This window comes from Pseudomonas gingeri (genome assembly GCF_013386115.1).
In the GTDB taxonomy this organism is placed as follows: domain Bacteria; phylum Pseudomonadota; class Gammaproteobacteria; order Pseudomonadales; family Pseudomonadaceae; genus Aquipseudomonas; species Aquipseudomonas gingeri.
Genome location: NZ_JACAOR010000001.1, coordinates 525,431 through 537,647, shown reverse-complemented (window position 1 = coordinate 537,647; position 12,217 = coordinate 525,431). Strand labels below are relative to the sequence as shown.

Sequence of the window (12,217 nt, the reverse complement as noted above, 5' to 3'; positions counted from 1 at the left end):
ACATGGATCAGTGGGCATTGAAGGCAGTCGAGAAAATCGCCGGCGAACCTCGGGCGCCGTACCAGCACATCACGGTTGATCGCCTGACGCCGATCATCGGTGCGCATATCGGCGGGGTGGATCTGTCCCGGGAGCTGACGCCCGGGCAACTGGCGGAGATTCGCCGGGCCTTTCTGGAGAACCATGTGCTGGTGTTTCGCGACCAGCACCTGAGCGTCGAGCAGCACAAGGCCTTTGGCCGGTTGTTCGGGGAATTGCGGGCCTTGCCGCTGGAAGATATCGATGGCGACGACCCGGAACTGGTGGTGATCCGCGCCACCGCGCAGTCGCGCTTCGTCGCCGGGGAAGCCTGGCATACCGACGGCACCGCCGACCTGGCGCCGTCGCTGGGCTCGATGCTGTATATCAAGGAAACCCCGGCGATCGGCACCGGTGGCGATACCCTGTTCGCCAATATGCACCTGGCCCTGGAAATGCTGTCACCGGTCATGCAGGATTTCCTCCAGGGCCTGACGGCGGTCCATGACGGTGCGATTCCCTGGAAGGGCTACCAGGCGCCCGCCGACCTGCCCAAAAGCGAGCATCCGGTGGTGGTGCGGCATCCGCAGACCGGGCGCAAGACCCTGTTCGTCAATTCCGGGTTCACCTCGCATATCACCCAGTTGTCCGAAGCTGAAAGCCAGGCGCTGCTGAAGCTGCTGTTCGACCTGGTGGCACGGGAGCCGATCCTGACCTGCCGGGTACGCTGGGAGCCCAATACCCTGGTGTTCTGGGACAACCGCTGCACCCAGCACCACGCGGTCTGGGATTATTTCCCGCACTCGCGTTATGGCGAGCGGGTGACCATTCTTGGCGAGCAGCCCCAGGCGTGAGGCTCTCTACGAAAACTACCTGCGCGACGATCATGCTGCGTTAAAAACAGGCTCGCACGAACAAAGTGAGAACGTCCGAAGGACGGCCCGAAGGGCGAGCGAAGCGAGTAATGCTCATGTAGGTCCCTACACTCCGCTTGCTCGCCTGTTTTTGCCTTGCCTGATCGCCGCTCGGCGAGTTTTCGTACGGAGCCTAGAGGCGTTCGAGCAGCGCGTCGACGATCAGCCCGCCAAAGGCGAGGTTGCCATGCAGGGGGTCGTCGATTTCGCAGTAGCGCGGGTGTTGCCAGCCGTCCTCGCCGGTCGCGATGCTGCGCACGTCGATCAGCTCGATGCCCAGCGCCTGGAGCCGGCGAATCAACACCGCCTGCGCCGCCGGGAACACCCGCGCATCGGAAAACTCCGGGACGCGCTGTGGCGGCAGGACGACCAGCACCCTGAGCCCCAGGGCCAGAGCCCGTTCGTAGAACGCCAGGGCATGGCGACTCATGGCGTCGATGATCGACTCGAACAACGCCCCGGACAGAAAGCCCGGATCGAATTCGCCGTGTTCATCCTGGTAGCAGTGCCAGTTCGGGCGACTGGCGAGGAAATGCACGCTCATGCCCAGGGTGCTCACCAGCGGCACCGACAGTTGGCCCAGGTGCGCAACACCCGCCAGTGCCAGGGCCTGGCGATAGCGCTGGTCCATCTCCGGATCGCGAAACCCCAGGTCATCCGCCGAGGCCACGAAGAAGTCGACATTGAAATCCCGCCCGGCCCCCAGCGGTCCGCCGCTGAACGGCAGTGCGCGGGCCTGCGCGGCCTTGCCGATCGGACCGCTGTTGGAGTCACCCAGCAGCAGGAACCTGGGGCTGGGCGTAGTAGTCGAGTACGGCGTCTTCACAAACAAGGTCCTCGCTGGGCAGGTGGGCAATGGCCGTGCCGGGCGCCGCGGCAGACGCCGGTTTCGGCTCGAGCGCGGCAAAAAACTGCTGCATGACGAAGGCCACGCCCTCGGGCGTGACCTCGCGCTGGTTGTCCTGGTAGAAGGCGGCCTTGAACGGCGTGCCGGTGATGATCTCGTAGGACGGGAAATAGTCGACATCGCGCTGCTCTTCACAGAGCTGGCCGGCGACGGCGCGCAGCACCGACTTGGAATAGGTGGTGGCGCTCAGCACATGCTGGCCGGTGGCCGTGGCAGTCAGCGGCACCGGCGAGACCGTCAGCAGCAGACGGATACCCGGATTCACCGAGCGCAGCAGTTCAAGCGCCGTGGTCATTTCGCGGTAGCTGTCGAGAAAGCCGAAATTGCGCAAGGCATGGGCTTGCGGATCGAAGGTGCCGTGCAAGGTGCCGGGGCAGAGCGGGTAGACCAGCGAAGTGTGCCGGTCGACCCAGGCCTCGGTCAGGCCCAGGGTGAAGACAAACACTTTGGCCCGTCGGATCGCCGCCTTGATGGCCGCCAGTGTGGTCCGGCGGGCGTCCCGCAAGGCTTCCAGGCTCGCATAGCCGGCGGGCTCGACGGCGGGGCGCATGGGGTCGAAGAAGCGCCCGTCGCGGCTCCAGACCTGCTCGGGCATCGCCCGGTCCAGCAAGGCCCACTCCAGCCATTGGCGCAACATCGCCGGGGTATAGAGGTTGCCGGTGCGCAGGGAAAACACGCCATAGTGGCGGGCCTTGCACTCGGCCTCCGACAGGCCGGCCGGCGCCGGTTCGCTATCGATCCAGTTCATGGCGCGGGCGACCATTGCCCGGCCGATATGCTGGGCGAAGCAGGAGCCGGCGGTGACGATGGCGTCGTCGCGCTCGATGGCGAATTCCGGCAGCCACAGCTCGCTCATCGACAAGGCCGTCCGTTGCGCGACGGCGCTGCGCCAGAACGAACGTGGCGCCAGCAGTTGGTAAGGATTCATCCCTGGATCACTCCGAGTTCGACCTGACAAAGGGTGAAGACCCGCGCGTCCTGCACGGCATAGGCCACGCGCAAGGGCAGGTCGCGAGGCAGCACGCCGTGCAGCGTGTCGCGGCTGGCGAACAGCAGGTGGCCGGGCCCCGCGGCGACACAGGCCACCTCATGGAAATCGATAAATCGCCGGACCCTGGGATACAGCGCCTTGTAGATCGCTTCCTTGGCGGAAAACATCAGGGTAAAGGCCCCGGCCGCGTCGAGGAGAGATTCGAGCACGGCCATTTCCTCGCGACTGGCAATCTGTCGCTGGACATCCTCGGGTTCCGGCTCGCCCGCCAGGTGCTCGACATCGATGCCGGGCAGGTAGCCCGACTGGCTGTCGCCGACGATCGCCAGGGCATAACCGCCGGCATGGGACAGACTGCCGACCAGCCCTGACGGCCAGATCGGCGCACGGTCGGCGCCGCTGGGAATATCGCTGTAGCGGCCGTGCAGGGCGTGCTCCGCGCGGCGTGCGCAGTAACGCCCGGCCAGATATTCCGCCTGGCGGACGGGCACCGCACTGGCCAGGGCCGGCGGCAGCTCGAGGCGACCGAACCGGCCGGCGTCGTAGGCCAACACGGCGCCCTGGCCGTGTTCGAAGCGGCAGGCGTGCAGTTGCGCGCCCGCGATCACCGGTAGCGGCGGCGCGGCGACATCGATGCACACCAGGCTCATGTCGCGGGCTCCGGCACCGCGACCGGCTGGCCCGCCGCCAGCGCCCGATAACCCAGCAGGCCGATGGGCAGGCAGGCCAGGGCCAGCGCGGAAAACAGCACGACGCCGCCAAAGTGGTTGATCACCAGCGCGCCGAGCAGTGGGGCCAGCGCCGAACCGAGGCCGGCCAGCATGGAGATGCCAATAAAGCTGCCGCGCATGCCCGGTGGCGCGAGGCGGTCGATCAGGGTGGCGAACAGCGGCATCACGATGATCTCGGCCAGGGTCGCGAAACCGATGGCCAACACCCAGCCGTACCACAGGCCTGCGCTGTTGAGGGCGATGATGGCGTGGCCGACCATCAGGCAGGCGAGGGCGAGGACATAGGCGCGCTTGTCCGCCAGGTCGATCAGCCAGCCCATCAGGAACAGGTGGAACACCAGCACCACCGAGGCGTTGGTCACGCTCATCATGGCGATCAGGCCGTTGATGTCCTCGACCTTGAGTTCCAGCAGATAGAAGGTCAGCGATTCATCGATCTGGGCATAGACCAGCACCAGGAAGAAGTTGGCGACGATGATCGTCAGGAACAGCCGGCTGTCGAGGATCGCCCGCAGGACCTGCCGCAAGGGCGGCGACGCCGATTCGGCAGCGGCCAGGTGCGGCGACTGCAGCCGGTAGCGCGCGGCGCCGGCGATGGTCAGCGCCAGCAGGCCGTAGGCACAGGCCGCGATGGGAAACACCGCGTCGCTCTCGCGATTGGCGAACCACATGCCGATCAGCGGCCCGCTGGCGGCCGCGCAATTGACCACGTAATAACGGATATGGAAGAGAAAGGTGCGCTCGTCGTCGCTGGCCACGGTGTCGCTCAGCAGCACTCGCAGCAGCGGTTCGAGAATGCTGTGGGCCACCGCCATGCCGATGATCGCGGCAAAGTAGCTGGTCTGTCCGGGCAGCAGTCCCATCAGCAGGAAGCAGGCGGCGCCGAGAACGCAGCCGAAGACCATCAGGTTGCGGGCGTTGAAGGTATCGCCGAGAAAACCGGCCAGGGGCGACAGGGCGATGGAGACCAGGGCACCCAGGGCCAGTTGTGCGCCGATATCGGTGATCGGCGTACCGAAGCGCTTGTTCATCGCCACGACGATAAAGGGCCAGATCATGAACGAAGCGATGCGCGATACGCCGATGCCGAGCAGCAGCCAGCGGGTCGGAACGGGGAGAGCCCACAAGGCCTTCCATGGGGCGGGTCGCTGGCGCAGATCCATCTGGCTCATATCGAAGCTTGCTCATCCATGAACAGGTACCCGACACCGGGGAATCGGGTCGGGTGGGGCCTGCTCATTGAAGAGGGCTACGAGTCGATATGCAAGCCTTGCGGGCGTTGCCGACGACTTTATTTATGCCCGGGACGAGAACGGCCGTCCTGGCCGTTCGCTCAGTGTGGAGCGCGAGGGATGGTCTTGAGCAGATCGGCGGGGCTGATATGGCCGACCACCGCGCTGCCCGGTTGCGGCAGGTCGAGGATATGCCCCTTGATCTTGCCGACCACATGCATTTCGCAAGGCTTGCAGTCGAACTTCAACGTCAGCACTTCGTCCCCGTGGATCAACTGCATCGGCGCGACCTTGGTGCGCACGCCGGTGACGCCCTTGGCCTGTTTCGGACACAGGTTGAAGGAGAAACGCAGGCAGTGCTTGGTGATCATCACCGGTACTTCGCCGGTTTCCTCGTGGGCCTCGAAGGCGGCGTCGATCAGCTTGACGCCGTGACGGTGGTAGAAGTCGCGGGCCTTCTGGTTGTAGACGTTGGCCAGGAACGACAGGTGCGATTCCGGGTACACCGGCGGCGGACTGGTCTCGGCCTTGCGCCCGCCACGGGGGTGAGCGGCGATCCGCGCGGTGGTCAGGGCTTCGATCACTTCGCGGCGCAAGGTCTTGAGCTGCGAGTTGGGAATGAAGAACGCCTGGGGTGCATCCAGTTCGATGGCCGTGGCGTGGTACTGGGTGGTGCCCAGTTGGCCGAGCAGGTCGTGCAGTTGCTCCAGGGCCTGTTCCGGCTTGTTGGCCACGCCGAACGGACCGTCCAGGGCGACGCTGGCGCTGATGCCTTCCTCGCTGGTGGCGGTCAGCTCCAGGCGGTCCTCGCGCAGGCGGGCCAGCCAGGAAAGACCGACGCGACGCTCGGCGGAGTTCTTCAGCAGGGCCTGCTGCCAGTTGTGGTCGAGGTTGCGGTTCAACGGATGGTTCGGCCGCAGGCTGTGCAGGCCGGCCGGCATTTCGTTGGGTTCGACGCGGTAGCGATAGCGTTTCTCGCCATCCTCTTCGAATTCGCCCCTGGGTTCGGCGATATTGGCGCGGAAACCCACCACTTCGCGCTTGACCAGCACGTTGAGGCCGTCACCGTTGGACAGCGGCTCGAAGGTCACCACCTGCAGGTCACGCTTGCCGGCTTTCTCCACCACGCCGACCGGCAGGCCTGTGAAAGTCGGGGTGTCGAAGGCGCCGATATCGATCTTGCGGTCGCTGACGAAGTAGTCGGTGCTGCCGCGGTGGAAGGTCTTTTCCGGATCCGGCAGGAAGAAATGCGCGGTACGTCCGCTGGAAGCACGGGCCAGGTCCGGGCGGTCATCGAGGATTTCGTCGAGGCGCTGGCGGTAGTAGGCGGTGATGTTCTTCACATAGCCCATGTCCTTGTAGCGGCCCTCGATCTTGAACGAGCGCACGCCGGCATCGACCAGGGCGCGCAGGTTGGCGCTCTGGTTGTTGTCCTTCATCGACAGCAGGTGTTTTTCAAAGGCGACCACGCGACCCTGGTCGTCCTTGAGGGTATAGGGCAGGCGGCAGGCCTGGGAGCAGTCGCCACGGTTGGCGCTGCGGCCATTCTGCGCATGGGAGATATTGCACTGGCCGGAAAACGCCACGCACAACGCGCCGTGGATGAAGAACTCGATGGCCGCGTCGGTCTCGTCGGCAATCGCGCGGATCTCCTGCAGGTTCAGCTCGCGGGCCAGCACCAGTTGGGAAAAGCCGGCCTGGTCGAGAAATTTGGCCCGGGCCAGGGTGCGGATATCGGTCTGGGTGCTGGCATGCAGCTCGATAGGCGGGATATCCAGCTCCATCACCCCCAGGTCCTGGACGATCAGCGCATCGACGCCGGCATCGTGGAGCTGGTGGATCAGCTTGCGGGCCGGCTCCAGCTCGTTGTCGTGCAGGATGGTGTTGATGGTGGTGAAGACCCGGGCGTGGTAACGCCGGGCGAACTCCACCAACTGGGCGATATCGCTCACTTCGTTGCAGGCGTTGTGGCGGGCGCCGAAGCTCGGGCCGCCGATATACACGGCATCGGCGCCGTGCAGGATGGCCTCGCGGGCAATCGCCACATCGCGGGCAGGGCTGAGCAATTCCAGGTGATGCTTGGGTAGGGACATGTTTTTTTAGTCAGGCTTCACGGTCAAGGCGGGCATTGTAGCGGCGAAACGGCCTGGCGGCACTTATTGCTGCCGGGTGGCGGCTGGGAGTAAGCGGACTTGTGGGAGCGGGGGTGTCGGGGCGCCGCGAAGCCGCGAGGCTTTTTGGCGCCCTCAAGGGCCTCTTCGCGGGCAAGCCCGCTCCCACAGAAGACCCTTTCATACACAAGCCTGCTCACACACAGGCCCATTTTCATGCAGACCCGCTCCCACCCATTTGGGTCCAGGTTGTTTCTAGGCCTTTGCGGCCATCGCGGTGACTTCCACTTTCATGCCCTCGACGCCGAGCGCCGCCACGCCAACGGCGGCGCGCACCGGCCAGGGCTTGGCGAAAAAGCGTTTGTAGACCTCGTTGAAAGCCGGTCGGTCAGCGATATCGGTGAGGTAGATGGTCAGGTGCAGGACCCGATCCAGCGAACTGCCGGCCTTTTCCAGTGCGACCTTGAGCGCCTGCAGGGTGCATTCGCTCTGCCGGCTGATATCGCCCAGCTCCAGGCTGCCATCGGCGCGGGTGGGGATCTGGGTGGAGACCAGCAGGCCGCCGAAACCGGCGACGTCGGAGGAGATGGAGTCCGCGTCGGGATCGGGAATGAAGGTGATGTCTTGGTTTGCCATGGGGATCTCTTGTTCGACGGAGTATTCAGCAAGGCCGGCAGTATAAGCCCACGGCGAAATATCGCATCCCCGACGAGCGGCTTTGCACACTGGAAAATAGCGACTTGCATAATGCAAGTCGCTATGAAATATTATGAGTGTAATTTTTATCGCCCGCAGCGGAGGCGATCATGAAAAGAGCCAGCTTTCACCCGATGCCTTGTCCTGTTGCCCGAGCCCTGGAGCAGTTGGGGGATGGCTGGAGCCTGTTGATCCTGCGCGACGCCTTTTATGGGCTGCGCCGTTTCGATGATTTCCTCAACAGCCTGGGCATTGCCACCAACACCCTGACCCGGCGTCTGAACGACCTGGTACTCGGCGGCCTGCTGGAACGGCGCCCTTACCAGGACAAGCCGCCACGTTACGAATACCACCTCACCGAGGCCGGTCGCGATCTGCGGCCGGTGATCCTGACCCTCATGGCCTGGGGGGCGAAGCATGCCAAAGGTTCGCGCAGGGTCTACCTGGCCGATGAGGCCACCGGCCAACCGGTGGACCTGGCACTGATGGATGCCAATACCGGCAAGCGCATCACCCGCGAAGGTCACCGGGTCCATGTCACCGCGGACGCCGACGAGCTGAGCCAGTGGCGCGTGCGAACCGGCCAGGCCCAACCGCTGGACGACACCCTGGTCAGTCCGTTCCCCAATTAATCTGTTTGCAGAGGTCACTCACCATGGACGCTCAAGTCCGCGTTGCACCCGGCCAAGTTACACCCGCTCAAGAAGCGGCCGCCGTCGCTCCAGCCGCCCCGGCCAGCAGGAAAAAGCTCGTGCGCCTGGCCGTGCTCGCCCTGGCCGTCGCCGGCGCGGCGGCCTACGGCAGTCACTGGTGGTTGGCCGGGCGGTTTATCGAAGACACCGACGATGCTTATATCGGTGCCGAGGTCACGGTGATCAGCGCCAAGGTGCCGGGCTATATCACCGAGGTGGCGGTGGTCGACAACCAGTTCGTCAAGGCCGGCGACCTGCTGGCGCGGATCGATGTCCGTGACTATCGCACCGCGCTGGCCAAGGCCGAGGGTGCCGTGGCCGCACAACGGGCGAGCCTGGCCAACCTGGCGGCCACCGAGCAATTGCAGCAGGCGCTGATCAGCCAGGCCGGCTCGCAGATCGATGCCAGCGAGGCCGAAGCCCAGCGGGCCCATGACGATCATGCGCGCTACCAGACCCTGGTGCGCAGCCAGGCGGTTTCCGTCGAAAGCGCCCAGCGCGCCGACGCCACCTGGAAGACCGCCCAGGCCGAACGGTCCCACGCCCAGGCGGGGCTGCTGGCGGCCCGTCGGCAACTGGCGGTGATCGATACCCAGCGGCAACAGGCCCAGGCCATGCTCGAACAGGCCCAGGCCGAACTTGACCAGGCGCGATTGAACCTGGGCTACACCGAGTTGCGCGCCCCAGTGGACGGTTATGTCGGCAACCGCCGGGCCAAGGTCGGGGCTTATGCCGCCGCCGGCAGCCAGCTGATCTCGGTGGTCCCGGCCCATGGCCTGTGGGTCGACGCCAACTTCAAGGAAGACCAGTTGGCCCGCATGCAGGTCGGCCAGGCGGTCAGCGTCAAGGCCGATATCCTGCCGGGCCGGGAATTCCACGGCCATATCGACAGCCTGGCGCCGGCCACCGGCGCACAATTCAGCGTGCTGCCGCCGGAGAACGCCACCGGCAACTTCACCAAGATCGTCCAGCGCGTGCCGGTGCGGATTCGTCTGGATGGCGAGGATGCCGACTTCGGCGCCTTGCGCCCCGGCCTGTCGGTCATGACCGAAGTGAACACCCTCGACAAGCCCGAGCCGATGGCCGCCGTTGCCCAGGCCGGCCGGCCATGAGCAGCGAGCTGCCGACGCTGACCACCCGGCAGAAGGTCGCGGCCTTCGCCTGCATGTGTGTCGGCATGTTCATCGCGCTGATCGACATCCAGATCGTTTCCGCCTCGTTGAAGGACATCGGCGGCGGCCTTTCGGCCGGCGCGGACGACACCGCCTGGGTGCAGACGGCCTACCTGATCGCGGAGATCATCGTCATCCCGCTGTCGGGCTGGCTGTCGCGGGTCATGAGCACCCGCTGGCTGTTCGCCGCGTCCGCCGCGGGCTTCACCCTGACCAGCCTGTTGTGTGCCATGGCCTGGAATATCCAGAGCATGATCGCCTTTCGGGCATTGCAGGGTTTCCTGGGCGGTTCGATGATTCCGCTGGTGTTCACCACAGCCTTTATCTACTTCGGCGGCAAGCAGCGGATCGTCGCCGCCTCGACCATCGGCGCGATCGCGTCGCTGGCCCCGACCCTCGGCCCGGCGGTGGGCGGCCTGATCACCGATATATCCTCCTGGCACTGGCTGTTCTACATCAACCTGGTGCCCGGCCTGTTCGTCACCCTGGCCGTGCCGATGCTGGTCAAGGTCGACAAGCCGAATCCGGCGCTGCTCAAGGGCGCCGACTACATCGGCATCGTGCTGATGGCGGTGTTCCTCGGCTGCCTGGAATACACCCTGGAGGAGGGACCGCGCTGGAACTGGTTCAGTGACAGCACCATCACCACCACCGCCTGGGTGGCCGCGGTGAGCGGGGCGCTGTTCATCTGGCGCTGCCTGGAGATCGAGGAACCGATTGTCGACCTGCGCGCCCTGGGTGACCGCAACTTCGCCCTGGGTTGCCTGTTCTCGTTCATTACCGGCATCGGCATCTTCGCCACCATCTACCTGACGCCGCTGTTTCTCGGCCGGGTGCGCGGCTACGGCGCGTTCGACATCGGCCTGGCGGTGTTTTCCACGGGCATCTTCCAGTTGCTGGCAATTCCGGTGTACGCCTTCCTGGCCAACCGTATCGACTTGCGCTGGATCCTGATGATCGGCCTGGCCCTGTTCGGCCTGTCGATGTGGAACTTCGCGCCGATCACCCATGACTGGGGCGCCAAGGAGCTGTTGCTGCCGCAGGCGATACGCGGGTTTGCCCAACAGCTGACGGTGGCACCTACCGTGACCCTGACCCTGGGCGCCCTGGCGCCGGCCCGGCTGAAACTCGCCTCGGGGCTGTTCAACCTGATGCGCAACCTGGGCGGGGCCATTGGTATCGCGGCCTGTGCCACGGTGCTCAACGACCGCACCAACCTGCATTTCCTGCGCCTGGCGGAACACCTGAACATTCGCAATGAAAGCATGAACCTCTGGCTCGAACAGTTGAGCGACAACGCCCAGGTGCTGGGCCAGAACAGCCTCGATGCCAGCCAGATCGCCTTGCGCCAACTGTGGGCGCTGACCTGGCGCGAAGCGCAGACGCTGACCTACGCCGATGCCTTCCTGGTGATCATGGTCTGCTTTGTCTTCGCGACGGCGCTGGTGCCGCTGATGCGCAAGGTCCAGCCGCCGAAACAGCCATCGGCGGACGCCCATTGAGCCTGGAGGAGGGCGACGGGCCGGCTCAGTCGCCCTTGCGGCAGGTCACATGGATAAACGGCAGGCTGCCAGCGCCTGCCGGCTCGTCGATTTCGCCGAACCCTGCCAGCCCATAGGCACCGAACTCGCGCTCGACCGACGCGGCGTCGTAGAAAAACATCGGCAGTCCGGGCGCTCTTTCGTAGCAGTCCTCTGCCAACAGCCGGCCCTGGCCGTACATCGGCGCCTTCTTCGAGATCACGGTGAAAATCATCTGTCCGCCCGCTGCCAGTTGTCGGTAGCAGTCCCGCAGCAGCTTGGCGCGCCCGGCGGCATCGAGCAGATAGATCAATCCGTAACAGAAGATGCCGTCGTACTGCCGACTGTCGTACGGCATGTCGGTGACCGAGCCCTGGTGAATGGGAATCTGCAGGCCCAGTTGCGAGCGGGCGAGGGCGATGGCCGTATCGGAGATCTCGATGCCGGTGACGGACATGCCCCGGTCAAGAAACACCCCGGCGTTCCGGCCATAGCCGATGCCGGGGATCAACACATCCCTGACGCCGGCGCGCACGAAGCTGTCCCTGGCGAGGAGGGCCGAGGCGGTCGGCTCGAAGCCCCACATCAGCTGGTTTTCGGTAAAGGCGTTTTCCCAGAATTCGGTCATGGCGGTTCGGCTACTTGGCTGGCATTTGACGTAACTTAAATTATTACGTGAGTTTGCGAGCGTCAATCATCTTGCGCTGAGCGGGCCGGCTCTGATGTCGATCAGCCAGGGAACCGGAATCCTGAAAACGCCACGTAACCTGTAGGGGCAGGGTTTGCCAAGCCCACTCACCCCATAGGTCACCAGGCTCAAGATCGGGGTTAAACAAAGGGCATTTTGCCATGATTAAAAAATTTCAAAATATGTCGACTGGACGGTTGATTTAACTCGTACAGACGAGTAGGTTTATTACGAAATGTTGCCTACAAAGCTCTTCAAAACAAGATCCCGCAAAGGATAAAGAGCATGAGCCCTGATGAACTATCCGTACGTCTGCGCCTGAACCGAAAAGACCCGACTGTCGAACGATGTTGTCACATCCGCTGAGTTGAGTTTCTCCCTGTATTAACGCCAATGCCCGAGGCGGGCAGGTATCTGCCTGCGATAAATTTCTGGAGAAAGCCGATGGCATTTAGATGTCATTGAGTGAACAACTTGATGCGTCTCCACGTCCGTACCTGATTTGAAGCTAGCCATTCTGAGTGCGTGAGAATCAACATATCAAT

The 12,217-nt window shown here is 64.3% G+C and carries 11 protein-coding genes; 4 read left to right on the top strand and 7 right to left on the bottom strand.

The features are described from left to right. The first annotated feature begins 2 nt into the window (after nucleotides 1-2). Nucleotides 3-872 carry a TauD/TfdA dioxygenase family protein gene (locus HX881_RS02355; RefSeq protein ID WP_177082528.1) on the top strand — a complete coding sequence of 290 codons (870 nt, stop codon included), beginning with the start codon at nucleotides 3-5 and terminating at the stop codon, nucleotides 870-872. Nucleotides 873-1,065: 193 nt separating this feature from the next. Here HX881_RS02355 and HX881_RS02350 read toward each other — a convergent pair whose 3' ends face one another. The 6 genes from HX881_RS02350 to HX881_RS02325 all read right to left on the bottom strand — a co-directional run bounded on the left by HX881_RS02350 (nucleotide 1,066) and on the right by HX881_RS02325 (nucleotide 7,540). Further along, a complete protein-coding gene (locus tag HX881_RS02350) occupies nucleotides 1,066-1,758 on the bottom strand; it encodes a hypothetical protein (protein ID WP_017128383.1) in 693 nt (230 codons plus the stop codon). Next, entirely contained in the window at nucleotides 1,703-2,767 is a 1,065-nt protein-coding gene (locus HX881_RS02345) for a GSCFA domain-containing protein (protein WP_177082520.1), read from the bottom strand. Before HX881_RS02345 ends, HX881_RS02350 begins: the two co-directional genes overlap by 56 nt. Then, the gene (locus tag HX881_RS02340; RefSeq protein WP_177082518.1) at nucleotides 2,764-3,480 is read right to left on the bottom strand and encodes a 4'-phosphopantetheinyl transferase family protein; all 717 of its coding nucleotides are present in this window, start codon (nucleotides 3,478-3,480) and stop codon (nucleotides 2,764-2,766) included. The genes HX881_RS02345 and HX881_RS02340 overlap by 4 nt, the downstream gene beginning before the upstream one ends. Further along, entirely contained in the window at nucleotides 3,477-4,733 is a 1,257-nt protein-coding gene (locus HX881_RS02335; RefSeq protein WP_177082516.1) for an MFS transporter, read from the bottom strand. Before HX881_RS02335 ends, HX881_RS02340 begins: the two co-directional genes overlap by 4 nt. A 161-nt stretch (nucleotides 4,734-4,894) precedes the next feature. Beyond that, nucleotides 4,895-6,886, bottom strand: a complete 1,992-nt coding sequence (locus HX881_RS02330) for a peptidase U32 family protein (RefSeq protein ID WP_177082514.1) — start codon at nucleotides 6,884-6,886, stop codon at nucleotides 4,895-4,897. A 273-nt stretch (nucleotides 6,887-7,159) separates the two neighbouring features. Continuing rightward, the gene (locus HX881_RS02325; RefSeq protein ID WP_103032853.1) at nucleotides 7,160-7,540 is read right to left on the bottom strand and encodes a RidA family protein; all 381 of its coding nucleotides are present in this window, start codon (nucleotides 7,538-7,540) and stop codon (nucleotides 7,160-7,162) included. 170 nt (nucleotides 7,541-7,710) lie between these two features. Here HX881_RS02325 and HX881_RS02320 point away from each other — a divergent pair, with 170 nt between their 5' ends. Genes HX881_RS02320 through HX881_RS02310 form a run of 3 tightly spaced genes read left to right on the top strand, consistent with a single transcriptional unit; the run spans nucleotide 7,711 to nucleotide 10,966 of the window. Then, complete coding sequence (locus HX881_RS02320) at nucleotides 7,711-8,232, top strand: winged helix-turn-helix transcriptional regulator (RefSeq protein ID WP_042936397.1); 522 nt, start codon at nucleotides 7,711-7,713, stop codon at nucleotides 8,230-8,232. Between the two features lie 23 nt (nucleotides 8,233-8,255). Further along, entirely contained in the window at nucleotides 8,256-9,404 is a 1,149-nt protein-coding gene (locus HX881_RS02315) for an HlyD family secretion protein (protein ID WP_177082512.1), read from the top strand. Next, entirely contained in the window at nucleotides 9,401-10,966 is a 1,566-nt protein-coding gene (locus HX881_RS02310) for a DHA2 family efflux MFS transporter permease subunit (protein ID WP_017128375.1), read from the top strand. The genes HX881_RS02315 and HX881_RS02310 overlap by 4 nt, the downstream gene beginning before the upstream one ends. A gap of 25 nt (nucleotides 10,967-10,991) precedes the next feature. Here the strand turns inward: HX881_RS02310 and HX881_RS02305 are convergent, their stop codons facing one another. Beyond that, on the bottom strand, nucleotides 10,992-11,612 hold the full coding sequence (locus HX881_RS02305) for a class I SAM-dependent methyltransferase (RefSeq protein ID WP_177082510.1): 621 nt from the start codon (nucleotides 11,610-11,612) through the stop codon (nucleotides 10,992-10,994). Nucleotides 11,613-12,217: the final 605 nt, after the last annotated feature.